Origin of the sequence: Brevibacterium mcbrellneri ATCC 49030 (assembly GCF_000178455.1) — a bacterium.
GTDB lineage: Bacteria > Actinomycetota > Actinomycetes > Actinomycetales > Brevibacteriaceae > Brevibacterium > Brevibacterium mcbrellneri.
In genome coordinates this window covers 48,639-67,245 of the sequence record NZ_ADNU01000008.1, presented here as the reverse complement: position 1 = coordinate 67,245, position 18,607 = coordinate 48,639, and the positions used below count along the sequence as shown (strand labels likewise).

At 57.2% G+C, this 18,607-nt stretch carries 15 protein-coding genes and 1 tRNA gene; 6 read left to right on the top strand and 10 right to left on the bottom strand.

The features are described from left to right. Nucleotides 1–14 precede the first annotated feature (14 nt). Nucleotides 15–692, top strand: coding sequence for a uracil-DNA glycosylase (locus HMPREF0183_RS12375; RefSeq protein ID WP_005881843.1), 678 nt, complete (start codon nucleotides 15–17; stop codon nucleotides 690–692). On the opposite strand, the gene HMPREF0183_RS01055 is transcribed toward HMPREF0183_RS12375, so the two are convergent. Continuing rightward, nucleotides 619–2,217: a threonine/serine exporter family protein gene (locus tag HMPREF0183_RS01055; RefSeq protein ID WP_005881841.1), complete on the bottom strand. Its 1,599-nt coding sequence runs from the start codon at nucleotides 2,215–2,217 to the stop codon at nucleotides 619–621. The genes HMPREF0183_RS12375 and HMPREF0183_RS01055 overlap by 74 nt on opposite strands. 280 nt (nucleotides 2,218–2,497) lie before the next feature. On the opposite strand from HMPREF0183_RS01055, the gene HMPREF0183_RS01050 reads away from it, so the two are divergent. Next, on the top strand, nucleotides 2,498–3,325 hold the full coding sequence (locus HMPREF0183_RS01050) for an SGNH/GDSL hydrolase family protein (RefSeq protein ID WP_005881839.1): 828 nt from the start codon (nucleotides 2,498–2,500) through the stop codon (nucleotides 3,323–3,325). Between the two features lie 28 nt (nucleotides 3,326–3,353). Here HMPREF0183_RS01050 and HMPREF0183_RS01045 read toward each other — a convergent pair whose 3' ends face one another. The 5 genes from HMPREF0183_RS01045 to HMPREF0183_RS01025 form a co-directional block, all read right to left on the bottom strand. After that, nucleotides 3,354–4,805 carry an NCS2 family permease gene (locus HMPREF0183_RS01045; RefSeq protein ID WP_005881837.1) on the bottom strand — a complete coding sequence of 484 codons (1,452 nt, stop codon included), beginning with the start codon at nucleotides 4,803–4,805 and terminating at the stop codon, nucleotides 3,354–3,356. 50 nt (nucleotides 4,806–4,855) lie between these two features. Further along, a complete protein-coding gene (locus HMPREF0183_RS01040; RefSeq protein WP_005881835.1) occupies nucleotides 4,856–5,896 on the bottom strand; it encodes an SPFH domain-containing protein in 1,041 nt (346 codons plus the stop codon). 192 nt (nucleotides 5,897–6,088) lie between these two features. Continuing rightward, a tRNA-Thr gene (locus HMPREF0183_RS01035) sits at nucleotides 6,089–6,162 on the bottom strand. 89 nt (nucleotides 6,163–6,251) lie between these two features. Next, entirely contained in the window at nucleotides 6,252–7,133 is an 882-nt protein-coding gene (locus HMPREF0183_RS01030; protein ID WP_005881833.1) for a DsbA family protein, read from the bottom strand. Nucleotides 7,134–7,217: 84 nt separating this feature from the next. Continuing rightward, nucleotides 7,218–8,993 (bottom strand): serine/threonine-protein kinase, encoded by a 1,776-nt coding sequence (locus tag HMPREF0183_RS01025; RefSeq protein WP_005881831.1) that lies wholly within the window; start codon nucleotides 8,991–8,993, stop codon nucleotides 7,218–7,220. Nucleotides 8,994–9,054: 61 nt separating this feature from the next. Between HMPREF0183_RS01025 and HMPREF0183_RS01020 the strand changes: the two genes are divergently transcribed. Continuing rightward, the gene (locus HMPREF0183_RS01020; protein ID WP_005881829.1) at nucleotides 9,055–11,328 is read left to right on the top strand and encodes a bifunctional alpha,alpha-trehalose-phosphate synthase (UDP-forming)/trehalose-phosphatase; all 2,274 of its coding nucleotides are present in this window, start codon (nucleotides 9,055–9,057) and stop codon (nucleotides 11,326–11,328) included. A gap of 44 nt (nucleotides 11,329–11,372) precedes the next feature. Here HMPREF0183_RS01020 and HMPREF0183_RS01015 read toward each other — a convergent pair whose 3' ends face one another. Both HMPREF0183_RS01015 and HMPREF0183_RS01010 read right to left on the bottom strand, forming a co-directional pair. Then, complete coding sequence (locus HMPREF0183_RS01015; RefSeq protein WP_005881828.1) at nucleotides 11,373–12,356, bottom strand: LacI family DNA-binding transcriptional regulator; 984 nt, start codon at nucleotides 12,354–12,356, stop codon at nucleotides 11,373–11,375. Further along, entirely contained in the window at nucleotides 12,353–13,330 is a 978-nt protein-coding gene (locus HMPREF0183_RS01010) for a LacI family DNA-binding transcriptional regulator (RefSeq protein ID WP_005881826.1), read from the bottom strand. Before HMPREF0183_RS01010 ends, HMPREF0183_RS01015 begins: the two co-directional genes overlap by 4 nt. Before the next feature lie 158 nt (nucleotides 13,331–13,488). Here HMPREF0183_RS01010 and HMPREF0183_RS01005 point away from each other — a divergent pair, with 158 nt between their 5' ends. Beyond that, nucleotides 13,489–14,280: an SDR family NAD(P)-dependent oxidoreductase gene (locus HMPREF0183_RS01005; protein ID WP_005881823.1), complete on the top strand. Its 792-nt coding sequence runs from the start codon at nucleotides 13,489–13,491 to the stop codon at nucleotides 14,278–14,280. Between the two features lie 55 nt (nucleotides 14,281–14,335). On the opposite strand, the gene rlmB is transcribed toward HMPREF0183_RS01005, so the two are convergent. Then, entirely contained in the window at nucleotides 14,336–15,256 is a 921-nt protein-coding gene (gene rlmB, locus HMPREF0183_RS01000) for a 23S rRNA (guanosine(2251)-2'-O)-methyltransferase RlmB (protein ID WP_005881821.1), read from the bottom strand. Between the two features lie 2 nt (nucleotides 15,257–15,258). Beyond that, nucleotides 15,259–16,710: a cysteine--tRNA ligase gene (gene cysS / locus HMPREF0183_RS00995; RefSeq protein WP_040347588.1), complete on the bottom strand. Its 1,452-nt coding sequence runs from the start codon at nucleotides 16,708–16,710 to the stop codon at nucleotides 15,259–15,261. A 159-nt stretch (nucleotides 16,711–16,869) separates the two neighbouring features. Here cysS and HMPREF0183_RS00990 point away from each other — a divergent pair, with 159 nt between their 5' ends. Both HMPREF0183_RS00990 and HMPREF0183_RS12370 read left to right on the top strand, forming a co-directional pair. After that, nucleotides 16,870–18,441, top strand: coding sequence for a sodium-dependent transporter (locus HMPREF0183_RS00990; RefSeq protein WP_005881817.1), 1,572 nt, complete (start codon nucleotides 16,870–16,872; stop codon nucleotides 18,439–18,441). Beyond that, the gene (locus HMPREF0183_RS12370; RefSeq protein WP_083801406.1) at nucleotides 18,438–18,545 is read left to right on the top strand and encodes a methionine/alanine import family NSS transporter small subunit; all 108 of its coding nucleotides are present in this window, start codon (nucleotides 18,438–18,440) and stop codon (nucleotides 18,543–18,545) included. The genes HMPREF0183_RS00990 and HMPREF0183_RS12370 overlap by 4 nt, the downstream gene beginning before the upstream one ends. Nucleotides 18,546–18,607 lie beyond the last annotated feature (62 nt).

The following is an 18,607-nucleotide window of genomic DNA, read 5'->3' as shown; positions in this document are numbered from 1 at the left end:
CTAGGCTCGGGATTATGGCTCTGACTGACATCATGGCCCCCGACTGGGCACAAGCGATGGAACCTGTTGCAGACAAGATTGCGCACATGGGCGACTTCTTGCGCGCTGAGATTGCCCAAGGTCGTGGTTATCTGCCTGTCGGCAACGCAGTTTTCCGCGCGTTTGAAGAGCCTTTGGCTAATGTCAAGGTCCTCATTGTGGGACAAGACCCGTATCCCACAGTGGGCCATCCCATTGGGCTGTCGTTCGCTGTGAACCCTGACGTGCGCCCACTCCCCCGTTCACTTGCCAACATTTACCGCGAACTTTACGACGACCTCGGCGTTGGACCTGCCACACACGGAGACTTACGGGCATGGCAGCGCCAGGGGGTGATGCTCCTCAACCGGGTTCTCACGGTGTCGCCGGGTAGCCCTGGGTCACACAGAGGCGCGGGTTGGGAGGACATCACGGATCACGCGATCCGGGTTTTGGCACGCCGAGGTGGCCCCCTGGTTGCGATTTTGTGGGGTCGGCAAGCGCAGGCGTTGGCACGAGAGCTTGGCGAGGTTCCCCGGATTGAGTCGGCGCACCCGTCGCCGTTGTCAGCTTCTCGCGGATTTTTTGGGTCTAAGCCGTTTAGTCGGGCGAACCAGATTCTGCGAGATCAGGGTTCTGAGCCTGTTGTTTGGCGTTTACCCGACGCTTCATAAACGGGCGCACAATAAAGTCGCCCAGAATCGCCCCCACACCTATTGCAGCATTTGCAGTTAACGCCGCAAACAGGGCAGACAGACCGTTTGCGAGGCTCACTGCTTCTTCTGGTTCCACAATTTTGTACACCGATGAGAAGATCGACAGGCCTTGGAGCAACGGGAAAATTGTGGGGATCATCAGCACAATCACTGGTGCACCGCGTTTAAAGGCGGCTGGGCGGCACAGGAATCCCACCACGGTTGATGCGACGAAACACGCCAGAATGTTTCCCACGCCCAGCACCATGAGCCCCACGAGGATCACAAAACCGACCAGCCCAATAACCCCGGCAACCACAACGGTTCGTTTGGCAGCTTGATACCCAATCGCGCCACACGCGGCAACGAGAAAAGCAGCGAACAGGGCAACGATTGTTGTAAGCGCGTCGATCCCACCGGAGCGGACAATCACGTCAATTTCACGCAGGTGCAACAAACGCCCAATGTACAAGCCCGCAGCAATTCCAGATACGATTCCCGCAAAGGACATGAACAGGGTGACTGACCTCGCCGCTGCCGTGAGCGGGAAGTCCGTCAGCGCGTCTTGGACAGCAGAAATCAGGCTCACCGTAGGGAGCAACAAAACGATTCCCCCGGCGACCATGTACTGCGGACTTGAGATCAGGCCAAATGAGTAGGTCACCATTGCCACGAGAGTCGCGACAGTCGACTGAGCCATGATGACAAAAAATGGCGGGACGTTAACTCGGTAGAGAACTTTCCCGAACCAGTCAGAAGCAATGGCAATCACGAAACCCAGAATTGAAGCGACTCCGTTGCCGCCCACCAGGTTGATGAAGCACATGACCAGCACTCCCCAAGCCAGGGTCACGACCCATTCGGCGTATGGGCGTTTCTGGTTGCGGATTGCGTCGATCCGAGAGCGTGCTTCTTCGTAGTCGATCTTCCCGTTGGCCATTTCAGCGACGAGCGAATGCACCGAGGACAGTTTGGCAAAGTGCAAGGACAGCGCCCGCACCACGCGCATGACTGTGAGGAGTTTGCCGTCGGGGTCGGAGTAGTGAACCGTCAGCGAAGTAGCTGTGAGGTCAACTTCAGCGTTGGGTAGTCCCATGGCTGAACAGGTCGCAATAACGGCGAGCTCAGTTTCAGCACTCGACGCTCCTGCACGCAACATGATTGCCCCCAGGTCCACAGCGAGATCCAAAATGAGACGTGCTTCGGCTTCGGTTTTTGCGCGGGCTTCGACAGGTTCCTGGTAGGGCGTCCCTTTGAGCATGGCCACAATGGGGACCGGTTGGGTGGGTGGAGAAGGGTCAGAGACGATTTTTTCGACAGTGCGGCGGGCAATGTCCTCTGCGCGTTTGCGGGTTGATTTACGAAGAGGCGCCGAGGTGGTTGCCAACAGTTTCCGGGCCCGGGACTTTCGTTCAGGTTGCGGAACAGGTTGGGTTTTTAACGCTGACTGCGGAAGAGCCGCTCCACGCGTTGTTGGTTGAGTTGTTGGCTTCTGTTCGCTCACGCTGCCGCCACACTTTCTGCACCGTTGAAGCTCAATGAATGCGTGAGTCTCATAAGTTGCAGACGGTGAGCGTTCACTGTGCTCCTTTCGTGGATTGGCGGGGTGTGTGAGCGTCTTCGCCTCAGATCGTACACTCCTACGTTACTCGCTGTCTGTACGAGGTCTAGACGGGAGGTGAGCATCATATGAGGGTCTCATGTGTGGAAGGCTGTGAGGGCAGATTACTGCTGAAAAGTCGTATTATGAGGGCACAACACGCGCCCCAACAGGTTGAGGAAACATGTCAGATCCCACCCGTGACTCTGCTCCACACGAAGTAGAACCGCAAGCCGATCTCATCCACCGCTATGCGGCACTGGGGGATTCATTTACCGAAGGCCTGATGGACGGTGAGGGCGACACATTTAGAGGGTGGGCCGACCATTTCGCAATCGCGTTAAGCGACAGCCCGCTGTCGACTCCGGAATTGCAGTACGCGAATTTGGCGGTACGGGGAAAGGTGCTCCACCAAGTCGTAGACGAGCAGCTGACGTTTGCTCTAGACACTAAACCTGATCTGGTGTCATTCGTTGCCGGTGGTAACGACTGTATGCGGCCTGGCGCCAAGGTTGATGAGCTCGCATCGGTTGTTGAAAACTCGATCGTCGCCCTCCGTAGGGAAGGCATCCAGGTTCTCATGGGCAACGGGTATGACACCTCGGCGGCGTCCCCTCTTTTACGCGCATTGCGGTCACGCGTTGCCATCTACAACTCGCACTTGTGGACCATTTCCCAGCGCCACGGGTGCTACATGCTGGACCTGTGGGGAACGCGCGGGCTCTACCGGGCACAGATGTGGGCCGAAGATCGAATTCACTTGAGCAGCGAGGGGCACGCTGTGGTAGCGGAAAAAGCCTTGTCGACCCTGCTGAATCGTTCCGCGGAGAAGAGCGGTTTCAAAATTCCCAAACAGCCAGCAAAACCCGTGCGCGAAAGAATCGCACACGAAGCCTTGTGGGTTCGTGAGCACTTTGTGCCGTGGGTAGGTAGGCGGATTCAGGGCGTGAGCTCTGGGGACTCAGTTACCCCTAAATACCCTGACTACGTTCCCGTTTCCCAAATCCGGTAGGCGCAAAAGCGACGCTCTCGCGACATCCTTACGCGCCACCGAGGGCGTCTTGCAGTGGCCCGGAAACAAAGTACAGCACAAACATTCCGGCTGTCAGGTACATGAGTGGGTGAACGTCCCGGTACTTTCCGCGCGCCACCTTCATCACCACAAACGTGACGAATCCCGCCCCAATACCGTTCGTGATCGAGTACGAAAACGGCATGAGAACGATCGTGAGGAACGCCGGGATTGCGATTTCAGGATTGGCCCAGTCGATCTTGACCACTTGTTGCATCATGAGGAAGCCCACGAGCACCAGGGTGGGTGCGGCCGCCTCAGACGGGATCACTGAGGCCAGTGGTGAGAGCACGATCGTCGCTAAGAAAAGCACACCGGTCACCACATTTGCCAGCCCGGTGCGGGCGCCGTCCCCGGCACCCACGGTTGACTCGATAAACCCGGAGTTCGCCGAGGTGGCCCCCAGCCCACCGCCGATCGCGCCTATCGCGTCGGCGACCATGATCCGTTTGGAGTGCGGGATCTGCCCGTGTTCATTCGCAAGGCCACTTGTGTTTGCCACGGCCATCATGGTGCCCAGGAGGTCGAAGAAGTTGGTGAGGAGCAGCGTGAAAACGATAAGCACTCCCGTAATGATGCCCACGGAGCTGAAGGAGCCCAGCAGGTTGAAGTGACCCAGGGTCGATAGGTCTGGGAGGCTCAGCCACTCTTGGTCAAGCGTGGGAACGGTGAGTTGCCACCCGTTCGGGTTGATGGCTTCACCACCGGATACTTTGGGGCCGGGCTTAAAGATAGCTTCGACAATGAGGGCGAGTGCGGTGGCGCCCAGAATCGACACAAGGATCGCCGAACGCACTTTCTTGCTGTGCAACACAAACAGCACGAAGAGCGTGACGATGAACACCAGCATGGGCCAGCCCACAAGGTAGCCGTTGTTGCCCAGTTGCAGTGCGTTGCCGCCGGCGTTGGCGATAAACCCAGCGTTGATCATTCCGATCAGCGTGATAAACATTCCAATACCAACTGAAATGGAGGTTTTCAGTTGATCGGGGACGGCGTTGAAAATCGCTTGCCGAAATCCCGTGAGAACGAGGATCAGAAGAATAATGCCTTCAATGACCACGAGCCCCATTGCGTCAGCCCAGGTCATTCCCGGAATCACAATGATTCCAAAGGTAATAAAAGCGCTCATACCCAGGGATGACGACACCGCCATGGGGAAGTTACCAATGAGCCCCATGAGGATTGTCAGAACACCGGATATGAGCGAGGTGGCAGCCGCGATCGCTGCGAAGTTTGGTTCGGCTCCCCCGCCCAGGAACTTGCCGGTGGAGTCGGCGGCGGCTCCAATGATGAGCGGGTTGAGCACAACAATGTAGCTCATTGCAAAGAACGTGGAGAGTCCTCCACGCACTTCACGACCTACCGTTGATCCGCGAGCTGAGATCTCAAAAAATCGGTCAAGCGCTTCGCGGGCCAACGTCCCTCCTAAAGTCCAGTGAAACAGTCACTGGATCAGTTTAATGTGATCTACGACTCTGGGTTGTACGGCGGGAGGTCGGGAAGGTCATCAGAGTAGTTCTCCCACTTTTGGCGGACTTCCTTCCGCGTCCGAGGTGCGCGCTTCTCTGCGTCTTCATTAGCTTCTCGTACTGCGTTGACTTGCAGAAGAGTGGTGCGGATTTCTTCGCTCAGGTTACCCAACTGGCCTGGGTTGTTAGGCAGGAGGAGTACGTTTGAGCGTCCATTACGTGCCACGTCTTGCATGGTATCGAAGTACTGGGTCATGAGCAGGAGCTGTTCAGCTGTGTCTTCAATTCCCACTTCACGCAGAAGCTCGTACTGTTCGGCAATACCGGTTGCGATTGCTTTACGTTGAGCAGCGATACCCACACCTTGGAGGCGCTTGGACTCGGCTTCGGCTTCTGCCTGTGTCACGAGCTTAATCTTGTCGGCTTCCGCGAGGGCCTGGGCGGCTTCGCGGTCGCGCTGCGCCGCGTTGATCGAGTTCATGGAGTCGCGCACGCGGGAGTCTGGTGAGATGTCGGTGACGAGCGTGTTGACGATGCGGAATCCGTAACGGGCCATGGATTCGGACAGTCGCTGTTCAACGCTGTATGCGATGTCGTCTTTGGATTCGAATGCGGAGTCCAGCGTCAGAGTCGAGAGCGCCGAACGCACAGTGTCGAAGACGTATGACCGGATTTGTTCTTCTGGGTTGGCCAGGCTGTAGTAAGCCTCGCGCACCGAATGTTGGCTCACCACGTACTGCACAGCCACTGGCACCATGACGAACACGTTGTCCTGGGTCTTGGTTTCAATGTTGACTTCCAGCTGCTGGACGCGCAGTGAAATAGGCTTTGTGGTGGTTTCGATGAACGGCATCTTGGTGTTCAGACCTGCTTCGCACACCTTCTTAAAACGCCCAAATCGTTCGACGATGACGGCTTCCTGAGTTCGCACGGTGAAGAAGATGCTGGTGCGAAGGCCACCAAAAAGAAGAACCGCAATAACGATGATGAAAATTACGAAGACAACGAGTGCTGTCCCCAATCCTTCAAGCAATCCCATGTGAGTCGGGCCTTTCGTGTTTGTTTGATTCTTCTACTTATCCTAACGATTCGGCCGTCTGATCTAGGGATTAACCGTGTGCCGGTTCTGTAACGGTTCACAGGCCACGCACGGGTTATAACACAAGCACTCATTTCAAGAACGCAGAAGCCCTTCACCAGGGAGGGTGTTTCTGGTGAAGGGCTTTGAGAGAGCCCCCTGTCGGATTCGAACCGACGACCCTCCGCTTACAAGGCGGATGCTCTGGCCATCTGAGCTAAGGAGGCACTGCTTCAGACCTCATCGATCTGAAGCCAATTCAGTCTAGCCGAATACCGGTCCCAAAGTCACATTTGGCTCCTCGTTCAACCTGGCACTACTTTTGGCCACCGATCTGGCCGGTCGCCTCAAGCAAGGTCCGCCCAAACGACTGAGGGTTGGCCCACACTTTGGGCTCTACGTCCTTGCCGTTAACCTGAATGCGTGGTGTGCCCTTCAGATCACGGTCTTGTGCAGTTTTGGTGGCCTGTTGCACATATTTCTCAAACGACACATTCGTTACACAGTCGCGCACAGTGGGCTGTTCCTCAAGAACTGTCGTCTTAGCGTCCAAGTCAACTCCGGACTTTTCGAGAATGCCCAGAAGCTGATCGTCTTCCATTCCGCTGCCACCTTCTTCAGGCTGCTGCGCAAAGATATTCTGGATCACGTCGACGAGCTTGTCATCGTTCTTCGCATCAGCGACACACATAAAAGCGTTAGCGGCACGGGTCGCGAATTTGTTTCCTCCCGAAGCTCCATCGAGGATAGAAACGGGATGGTACGTCACGGTGATGTCGCCAGATTCCATGAGTTTGGTGAGCGCGGCACCGTTGGTGTCTTCAAAGCTCTTGCACGCCGGACACTGGAAATCCAGGTACACGTCTACGTGAGCTGCGTTCTCTTTTTGTTTTCCAGAATCATATGCCGGCAGGCCGTCTGGGACGTTTTCTTTATCTGATGGGTGGGCAACGACTGTGGTTCCCTTTTCGCCCTGCGTTAACGTAACCCCACCGTTGACCATAGTGGCCGGGCCAACAGCAGGTCGCGACGAATGCACAATCAACACAACGATCACTGCGATAACGGCAACCACAACAACAGCGATTCCGGACCAGAGGATGGTCTTGGCACGCTTCTCTCGGTTGGCCTGCGCTTGTGCAATCTGACGAGCTTTTTCGCGCGCAGCTTGCCTGCGTTCAACTTGGTCTTTGGCCATTTTTCCTCTTCTATGGTTTTGCCCAGGAGGTCACGTTTTCTCGTGGGCACATTATCACAACGGTTGAAGGCTCAACTTCTCGAGTTAGTCACTTACCGGCAAAAGATCAAGCGGACTGTCTTGGGCCGGCCACCACGTGACGCCGACTCCCCCAACAACCGTCAAAAACGCTAACAGGGCGAGCACGCTCAGCAACCCGATCGCCAACCAATGCCCCACTGTCGATTTGCCAACTGCCACGGCCGCAATCTGGCGCGAACCTCGGCGTAGATTGGACGACGTGGGACCAAACCACATGACAACTGCACCTGCACAGGCAGCAGCGATCAAGGCCGTTTCTTCGCGATAACCCCGCGGCACGATCCCGGCGACGTCCAACCACGTCATAAGCGCCACAGCACAGGCTGCGATCAACGGCAAAATAAGCCCCACAGCAGTGAACAGCACAGCTGTCACAATCGCAACGGGCGTGCGCGCGACAGTGCCTGACGTGCTCGCTTTTCCAGTCGCCACAAGGCGTTCACGGTGACTCCTCACCATGGTTCCCACCGTGCGCGCAACAATCTGCCACACAACTACCGCGCCCAAAGTGATCAGCGGCGCCAAAGCGGTTAGCGCAATGGACAGAAGCACCAAAGCAAGCACAGTCAGAGCCGACAGCTTGGACGCACCAGCTGGTGGTCCCAGCGTTACGGGCTGTTCATAATGTTCGTAGTGGTGTTGCGAGCCGTACTGAGGATACGGCGTGCCCACCGGTCCCGACATGTATGCGGGCTGCTGGGTGAAATCTTGCGGGGGTGGCTGAATGTTCGCCGGTGGCACGTGCTGTTGAACCGGATGCCCTCCTGGCCGTGGGCTCCCCATAAGCCCCATAGCAGAGTGCCGGTCTTGGCTATGTGCGCCGAGGTCGATGCCAGCAAGCGCGGGCCCGTTCTCGAACGCTGGTTGCCCGGCATAACCGGCAATGTTGTTGTCAGGAGGGGCCGGCACATTTGGCCCACCTACCATGGTGTCGCCGAGGTGGGGCGCGGGTGGAGGTGCCGGGACGGCGCCACCCAGGCTGGGCATTTGGCCCGATTCGATTTCAACAAGCGCTTCCAGGATCATCTGACCCGACGGACGGCGTTCAGGTTTGGGGTCTAGGCAAGCGCGAAGAAGTGGTACGAATCGTTCCGGGACACCTTGCAGGTTGGCGCGCCCAGAAGCAACGCGTGCAATAACAGCTTCGATGCCGCCTGATCCGTATGGGTTGTGCCCGGTTGCTGCAAAGGCCATGGTGGCGGCCCATCCCCACCAGTCGGTCTTTTCATTGGACTGCTTACCGTCCACAATTTCAGGGCTCAAGTACCCCGGCGTTCCCATGACCAAGCCGGTGACTGTCACCTTGACTTCGTCGGCTGCTTGGGCGATACCAAAGTCGATCACCATGGGTTCGCCGTCCATGATCATGACGTTGGCCGGTTTGAGGTCGCGGTGCACCACACCGGCGTTGTGGACCGCAGTCAGGGCGTCAAGAAGTGCGTGGCCAAAGTGGACAAGTTCGTCTTCGGCAAACGGACCGTTCTCCCGCACGTCGTCGGACAGCGTGAGACCGTCCACAAACTCGGTCACCACGTAGGGTGTTTCGGTTTCCAACTCCGCGTCGAGCACTGCGGCGATACGCGGGTGCTGGATCCGGCGAAGGGTGCGCACCTCACGCGCAAGGCGCATTCTGGCTGTTTGGTCATTAGCGATAGAAGGGTGCAACACCTTGACGGCAACGGGCCTGTTGTCCGGATCTACCGCAAGGTAGACCACGCCCATGCCGCCTGAACCAAGTTCCTCTACTAGGCGATATTTGCCTAACTGTTCAACAGCCATCCATACCAGCCTAAGCCAACACCTTAAAATAAGTTTTGAGCGTACTTTCCGAAAGGGACACATGGAACGGTTAGCTGAAGGTAAGTATCAATCAAAACGTATCGACCCGCCCCAGTCTGGCCCTGACTTTGTCGTCATTGCCAACCGCCTTCCGGTCGACCGGGATACCTCGGTCGATCCGCCTGCGTGGCGCACGTCCCCCGGCGGGCTCGTCACAGCGCTGGACCCCGTCATGTCACGCACCCATGGTGCATGGGTCGGATGGGCTGGTCAACCAGATGAAGATCTCGACCCGTTCGACAAAGACGGAATCCACATTGTTCCCGTGACTCTTACAGCAACCGAGGTCCGACGCTATTACGAAGGGTTCTCCAACGCCACTTTGTGGCCCTTGTTTCACGATGTCATTGTGCCTCCCGAATACCACCGCACGTGGTGGGACGCGTATCGCGACGTCAATGAACGCTTTGCCTACCGGGCAGCTGAAGTCGCAGCTGAAGGTGCAACCGTCTGGGTCAACGACTACCAGCTCTTGTTAGTTCCCCTTCTATTACGGGCGAAACGCCCGGACCTCAAAATTGGTTTTTTCAACCACATTCCGTTTCCAGCATGGGAACTGTTTTCCCAGCTGCCATGGCGGAAAGAGATCCTGACAGGCGTACAAGGCGCTGATCTGATCGGCTTTCAGCGCCCAACTGATGCTGCAAACTTCCGTTCAGCGGTCCGAAATCTCTGCGGCACTTCCACCCGCGGAGAGCGACTCACCGTACCTGCCCAGGACGACCTCGGCGTTCCAGGGCACGCGTCGATTGCCCGGCACTTCCCCATCTCAGTCGATACAGACTCCCTTCAAGAACTGGCCGCCGACCCCGCCATCATTGAGCGCGCGGCCCAAATCAGGCGCGATCTGGGCAACCCGGACATCGTCATGTTGGGCGTGGACCGTTTGGACTATACAAAGGGCATCAGGCACCGCATCAAAGCATTTGAAGAACTCCTCCGTGACAAGCGACTCGACCCAGAGTCCGTAACTTTGGTTCAGGTGGCCACACCCAGCCGAGAACGTGTCGAGCAGTACAAGCAGATTCGGTACGACGTTGAACTCGCCGTGGGCCGGATCAACGGCGAGTTCTCAGACCTGAACAACCAGGTCGTTCACTATCTGCACCACTCGTATCCGCGCGATCAAATGGTGGCCCTTTTCCTCGCCGCTGATGTATGCCTCGTCACCGCGTTGCGCGACGGCATGAACCTGGTTGCAAAAGAGTATGTCGCGTGCAGGCTCGACGACACGGGCGCACTTGTCTTAAGCGAATTCACCGGCGCTGCTGACCAACTGACACAAGCGCTCAAGGTCAATCCGCACGACATCGACAACATGAAAAACACCATCATGCGCGCGTGCGAGCTCCCGCCTAAAGAGCAACGCCACCGCATGCGTCTCATGCGTAAACGCTTGGAAAAGGACACAGTGCACGTGTGGTCACGTAGCTTCCTCGACGCTCTTGAAGACGCAGCTACCCACCACGCCCACGGCCTTCCACAGGACCTCAAAACAGCCATTGAACGGCTGGCTCAGGCTTCCAGGCTCACCGTCGCGTTGGATTTTGACGGCGTTCTGGCCCCGCTTGTCGACGACCCGTACACGTCCGCTCCCCTGCCGGGTTCTGCCGCCGAGGTGCGGGCCCTGTCTGTTTTGAAACACACGCGGGTGGCACTCGTGTCTGGAAGGAACCTAGACAACCTGTTCAACGTGTATGAGCCTCCGGCGGGAACTCTCATGTACGGCTCGCACGGTTCAGAAACCGCCCACGTTCTGCCTGGTAAACGTGGGCTGGAAGCCACCCAAGTGAACCTCACGGACAACGAAGAAGCCATACTTGAAGAACTAGAAGACTGCGTCCAGGAGTTTGAGACTAGATTCGCTGACTCCAGTGCGTGGATTGAGCGTAAACCTTTAGGTCGCACATTCCACTGGCGAACCGTCAAACCGGAGTTCCGCGACGAAGTTCTCGCGTACATCCAGCAGGCCCAGACACGTTTCAACCACGTACGGCAAGTCAGCGGTCACGACATTCTGGAACTGACCGTCCGTCACGTCACCAAAGGGGACGCTGTCAACGAATTAACCACCTCGGCCCCGGAAATCCTCTACGTAGGAGACGACGTCACGGACGAAGACGCGTTTGCCGCACTTGCGCAGAACCCCAATGCGGTGACCGTCAAGGTAGGTGAAGGAGAAACTCGCGCAACCTATCGCGTGAACTCACCCGCCGATGTCACCGACCTGTTGTTCCACCTGCGCGTCGCACGCGAACAACACCAAGCGCAGTAGTCGCACACCCAGCAGATTCGCTCAGGAAGTTCCGCCCAGGAGTTTTAACGTCTGCGAATAGGCTTTTCCGAACTGCGCAAAACGAGCTCAGGCGACATGGAGTATGACGGCATATAACCGGGTCGGCTGAGCATGGTTTCGAGCATGCCAACCGCAGTCTCAGCAACCGCCTGCCAATCGTAGGTCACCTGGGAAATGGGTGGGTCCAGAACGTCGGCATCATGAATGTCGCCCACCGTCAGAAGCGACACGTGTTCAGGCACACTCAACCGTTCACGCCGAGCGGCTTCGAGGAGCCCAAACGTCAACGACGGTGACGTCGCAATCACAGCAGTGCAGTTGGCCATTAATAGCTTCTGCGCCGCATGAATACCCGCTGGAAGACCGGGCTCAGCCATCGCGACCGGCGCCTGGTCACGAGTAGCTGAAATATGCAGAAGCTCAGCGAGACGTTTACGGAAAGTCGAAATGCGGGCAGCCGCGGCACTGTTGCGCGGAACCGCTAACCCAATCCTGGTGTGACCCAGGTTCACCAGATGGCTCAACGCTGTGTCAAGCGAGGTCGTGGGGTCCAAAACAATCTGCGCGGTTTCCGCATACGTGGACTGGGCGATACGCAAAACCCGGAAACCCTCCTCTTGCATGCGGACCGCCTCGGGTCCTGCGGAGCTACCACCCAAAACCAGAGCACCACGAATTCCAGAACTGGCGAGCATCGGAGTTGCGGAAGGAATCCCGGGGCCGGTGAGAACCCGGACGGCAGCCCGGCCCACTTCAAACAAGCGTTCGGACACGTGAAGAAACAGCGATTCGTACGGGTCCACGTCGCTTCCCACCGGCACTGCTTGCACCACCGCGATTGCGGAACACTCACCTGGTGCCGTTCCGTATCCCAGGGTCCGCACAGCGGTTTCAACGGCGCGAACGGCCGACTCACTCACTGATGCCTTACCGCGCAAAACGCGACTCACAGTCGCCACAGATAGGCCAGAAAGCTCAGCGATCTGTTTGAGGGTTGGGCGACTCATGCTCGACCTGCCGAGGTGGATCCGCGGGCGATGAGTTTGGGACGGAAGTTCGGTGGCACGGTTTTCATCTTCTCGCCAGGAATGTGCAAAACACTGCGTGTGGCTGCTGCGAGCGCTTGGGCCATTGCCGCGGAGTCCAGCGCCAGAACGGTTGCCGGTGGGCCCGTGTACTGGGTGGTCAAGCTGTCACCAATCCCCACTACAGACATGTCACGAGGCACGGTCAGGCCACGTTTCCGGATCGCGTCGAGAACTCCAAAAAGTTGAAGCTGTCCTTGCACGATCACTGCCGTACCTCCCGCGTCTTTGAGGCGCATAGCAGCGTGGATGCCGCCGGAATACGACTTGGATACTCGGACAATCCAGTCTTCTACACTGCCCAAATTACGCATGGGGTGTTCGGCGAGAAATCGAGAGGCCAGCAAATCCGCAAGTTCGCCGGAATCTTTACACACCAGGCCAATTCTGCGGTGGCCTAAGTCCGTCAAGTGTTCAAACGCCAGGCTCAACCCCGTGGCCAGGTCAAGTTTGGCTGCGATGGTTTCGTTCGTCGACGTTTGTGCGCTGACAAAAGAGGATTCGTCGAACCTGACCACAGGGACATCCACATCCAGGCGTGTAAACGTAGGAGTTACAACGAGCCCCGCACCTGCCTGAATCGAAGTTTTCAGTGACGTGAGGTTGCTATCGATGAGCGGGGTCATGGTCAAGATTCCCTGCGATTGCAGTTCTGCGTTGACGAGGCGACTCACTTCAAGTTGCCAATGTTCAGGATCTTGCGGTGTAGCAACGGCGATGAAACGCACATCGTTACGCGGGAGAAACGTTGACCGCGAGTATCCCACCTTTTGAGCGGCGGTGAGCACCTTCTGCCTTGTTGCTTCCGCCACCGAACCGCGGTCAGACAGCACACGGGAAACAGTGGTGACAGAAACGCCTGCAGCCTGGGCTACGTCATGGATGCGCACTGTCATACGCGTAGTCTACGAGATCGCTGTCTTCACGGACATTCACCTGCCCTGACCAGCAGTAAGAGAACGATATGTGGACGCTTCCCCGTGAGCCGGGTCACTAAACGTAGTGTTGTTTCATCACTTCAATAAATCACTGATCACACACGAAAGGCCTGGCTATGACAGACGTCCCTAACATTCCGAACCTTTTCAACATGTCCGACCGCACAGCCGTTGTTGTTGGTAGTGGCTCAGGTTTGGGCCAGGTTTCAGCCCTGGGGTTAGCTGATTCGGGCGCGCACGTTGTCTGCGCAGATCTCAACACTGAAGCTGCTGAGGCCACGGCTCAAATCATTGCTGAACGTGGCGGTTCCGCTGAAGCCTTTACCGTGGATATCACCGATTCAGGCAGTGTTGACTCGCTTGCTCAGTCTTTTGCGGATGCTCACGCGCTGGTCATCACTCCGGGAGCGAATGTCCGTAAACGTCTGTTGGACACCACGGATGAAGAGTTCGACCGCGTGATCGACATCAACCTCAAAGGTACGTACCGTTTGATGCGTGCGTTCGGAGACAGCATGCGCGAGCGCAGGCGTGGCTCGATCGTCACGTTCGCGTCGTTCCGTGCCGAGGTCGTTGAACCCGGTCAGGGTCTGTATGCCGCCGCAAAGGCAGGGGTTGTGCAGTTGACCAAGACGCTTGCGAGTGAACTGGGTGGCTCTGGCGTTCGGGTCAACACGATTCTGCCCGGGCCGTTCGACACGCCACTGACTGCGCAAATCAAGTCTGACACGGAGTGGTGGGACGCGTACGCCAATAAGACTGCGGTGGGTCGTTGGGGTCACCTGCACGAAATGGCGGGCCCTGTTCTTTTCCTCGCTTCCGATGCGTCCTCGTATGTCACCGGCACACCGCTGCTCGTCGACGGTGGATGGATGGCCCACGACGGGCGTTTCTCACCACGCGTTTAGCTACGAAGCACGCCCGCAGGCGCCTCGGTTTTCCTCCTGGGAAAGGCGGGGCGCCTTATAGCATGCGCGTGCGGGCAACCTCGTACAGGGCGACCCCTGCAGCGACTCCCGCGTTGAGAGACTCGGTGCTTGCGCTGATGGGGATCGACACGATTTGGTCGCACTTGTCACGTACTAATCGTGAAAGCCCCTTGCCTTCTGAGCCCACCACGAGGCACACGGGTTCGCGAGCGAGTTCCAGTTTGGGCAGTTCTACGTCTCCGTTCATGTCCAAGCCCAGAACGAATACGCCACTCTTTTTGAGGTCGTCGATGGCTCGGGCCAGGTTCACGACCTGGGCAACCGGAATACGGGAGGCTGCCCCCGCCGAGGTCTTCCACGCTGCCGCTGTCATGGAGGCAGCACGTCTTTCGGTGATGATGACGCCGTGCCCTCCGAACGCTGCTGTTGAGCGGACGATGGCGCCCAGGTTGCGTGGGTCGGTGATTCCGTCGAGAGCTACGAGGAGCGGATGTTCCGCGCGGTCGCGAGCCAGCGAGAGCAGGTCGTCGGGGTGGGCGTATTCATAGGGTGGCACTTGAAGGGCAACGCCTTGGTGAATGGCCCCGTCGGTGATCCGGTCAAGGTCTGGTTTCCCCGCTTCGAGCATGGGGATACCCCGGTCTGATGCGGCTTCGATGATGTCGCGGACACGTTCGTCGGCGTCGATTCGGCGCGCCACATACAGGGTGGTTGCGGGAATTCCTTCACGCAGGGCTTCAAGCACGGAGTTGCGCCCGGCCACCATATTTGAGCCGTGTTCCTTCTTCTTTTTGCGCGCCTGTTGTTGGGCTGCGCGCTTGAGTCGTTCTTGTTTGGCTTTATACGCCTTGTGGTAGACCCGGTCTTCAGCTTTTGGGGTGGGGCCCTTACCTGCGAGCGCGCGACGACCGTGCCCGCCGGTTCCTTTTCGAGCGCGTGATCCTGATTTCGACATGCTTAGTCCTTTAGGTGGTAGCGGAATCCGTCCGCGGTGTCTTCAATGACGATGCCTGCTTGTGTGAGTTGATCGCGAATCGCGTCAGCATTGGCGAAGTCCTTGGCTTTTTTCGCTTCCAGCCTTCGGTTTGCAAGTTCAGATACGAGTACGTCCAGGGCCTGCGTGGCCGAATCTGAGCCGCTTGCGGTTTCTGCCCACTGGAGACTTGTGGGATTGATTCCCAGTGTGTCGAGCATGGTTTCGACAGCAACCAGCGTGTGTGCAAGTTCTTCGCGGTTTGCGGAACCCCCGGCCTCTAAGAGTTTGTATCCCTTGCTGACGTAGTCAAAAACAACGGCAAGCGCCCGAGGTGTACTCAGGTCATCGTCCATGGCCTCCGCAAATTCGGGTGCCACGTGACCGCCTTCGTAGCCAGATTCGAATGACACAACGGCAGGCGCTGTGTCCCCGAGCTCGGTTCGGGCTCGCGTGAGGAAGTTGGTGATGCGCGTGACCGCAGCTTGTTGCTGAGCCACATTGTCCCGGGTGAACTCGAGCTGGGATCGGTAGTGGCCCGAGGTGAGGAAGAAACGCACGAGTAGTGGCGAGTATTCGTCAAAAAGGTCGTGAGCGAAAATCGAGTTCCCCAAGGACTTGGACATTTTGTTGCCGTCCACACTGACCAACCCCGAATGCATCCACAGGTTTGCGAAGGGGTCGCCGGCCGCATTGGACTGCGCCATTTCGTTTTCGTGGTGAGGGAACCTCAGGTCTCGTCCGCCACCATGGATGTCAAACTGTGCACCCAAGTATTTGGTGCTCATTGCCGAACATTCAATATGCCAGCCGGGACGACCTCGGCCCCATGGGGTGTCCCACGAAGCTGTCACAGGGTCAGCGTCCTTGCGGCCTTTCCACACCGCGAAGTCACGCGGGTCGCGCTTGCCACGCACGGGGGCGTCGGCGGCGTCTTCCATGCTGCCGCGGTCTTGGCGGGTAAGCGATCCGTATTCCGGCCACGAGGCGGTGTCGAAGTACACATCCCCTGAACCGTCCTGAGCTGGATAGGCATGGCCAGCTTCGATGAGACGAGCAATCAGCTCAATCATTTCTGGAATGTGCCCGGTAGCGCGTGGTTCATAGGTTGGGGGCGCGACTCCGATCCGGTCATATGCCTCGGTAAACACCTGTTCATAAAGGAAAGCGTGCGCCCACCACGGCCTGCCCTCATCAACTGACTTCGAGAGGATCTTGTCGTCAATGTCAGTGACGTTCCGAACTAGCGTGACGTCGAAGTTCCGGTACGTCATCCACCGGCGCAACTGGTCGAAAACCACGGCCGAACGCATGTGCCCAATATGAGGTGCACCCTGGACCGTGGCACCACACACGTAGATGCTCGCGCACCCCGGTGTTACGGGCGCGAAAGGCTCTAGCTTGCGGGTCTTCGAGTTATATAGCTGAATCGTCACGCATCAAGTGTACTTAAATGCTGAACTTGTCTACGATATGGGCTTGAATGACGACGATGTGATTCATGTTATATATTGCACGTTCGAACAGCCCAGCAAAGGCCGCTGGGTTGCTTCACGTGCGACACAGGTTATCTGTGCAGGTTTAAGGGACAGTTGATGAAACAAGTTACTTCCTCTCAGCCACGCCAGGTCTTTAGTACACAGACGGCGTTTATCATGGCTGCAATTGGATCGGCCGTGGGGCTGGGCAACATTTGGCGTTTCCCTTATGTTGCGTTTGAAAACGGTGGAGGGGCGTTTATCCTCCCCTATTTGATTGCGCTGATCACGGTGGGTATCCCTTTTCTGTTCTTGGATTATTCGATCGGACACAAGTTCCGTTCGTCTTCACCACTAAACTTCCGCATGCTCAACCGCGGAACCGAACCCATCGGTTGGATTCACGTGGGAATCGCTTTTGTGATCTCCATTTACTACGCGGTCATTATCGGTTGGGCGATTTGTTACACGTTCTTCTCGCTTAACAAAAGCTGGGGCGACAACGCCGAAGAATTCTTTGGTGGAACCTTCCTCCAGCAGTCTGGCGATGTGACGTTTAGCGTGCAACCGGTCGTGGGAGTGCTGTTGCCACTCATCGCTGTCTGGGTCGCTACCCTGCTTATTCTTGTGGGTGGAGTGGAGAACGGAATCGCGCGCGTCAGCAAGATCTTCTTACCTATTCTGCTGGTGCTGTTTGTGGCATTGGTTATTCGCGCGCTCACCCTTCCGGGCGCGGTTGAAGGACTTAATGCGTTCTTCACCCCTAATTTCAGCGCGCTTTCTGACCCCAAGGTCTGGATTGCAGCGTACGGGCAGATCTTCTTCTCCCTGTCCGTTGCGTTCGGAATCATGATCACGTACTCGGCCTACCTCAAGCCACGCACCAACCTGACGGGCTCTGGCTTGGTCGTTGGTTTCGCAAACTCCAGCTTCGAAATCCTGGCTGGTATTGGTGTGTTCGCCTCTCTTGGCTTCATGGCTCACCAGAGTGGTGTCGCGGTGAGTGAAACTGTGGCAGGTGGACCCGGGCTCGCGTTCGTTGCTTTCCCAGCCCTCATTTCGGAAATGCCAGGTGGATCCATTTTTGGTGTCCTTTTCTTCTTGAGCCTAGTGTTCGCCGGTCTGACTTCACTCATTTCGTTGGTACAAGTTGTGACTGCGGCAGTCGCAGACAAACTGGGCATCTCGCAGAAGACCTCAACTATTGTCTTTGGTGGATTCATGGCAGTTGTCTCCTGTATCTTCTACCCCACGATTACGGGCCTGAGCGTGCTCGACGTGGTCGACGCCTTCGTGAACAACCTGGCCATCGTGGGAATTGCTCTGATCGCTCTCATCTGCTTGACGTGGGTTATCCGAGCACTGCCTACCCTGCGTGACCACCTCAACAAGGTCAGCAGTTTCAAGGTGGGCTGGACCTGGATTGTTTTCTTGGGCGTCATCACCCCTGTCGTGTTGGGCTACATGTTCATCACATCCACATATGACTTGGTCAAGAATGGCTACGGCGAATACCCGGGCTGGTTTGTGGGCGTATTCGGCTGGGGCATGGTCGCCGGACTAGTGGTATTCGCGGTGATCATGTCACTGGTTCCGTGGCGCAAGGATGTCGTTGACGCAGCTCGCACGGACCATGACGAGACACAAGAGACAATTCACGCTAAAGACATTCAAGGAGAAAACGCATGAGCACACCGGCAATCATCATGATGTTGCTGTCCATGGTCACCGTGTGGGGTGGCTTGGGAGCCGCGATCGTGCATTTGAAGAAGCACTCAGACGTCGAAAACTGAGTCTGCTAGAGCGACGTTAGCGTAACGGAACCGCGTTCAGCTATAGAAGCTGAACGCGGTTC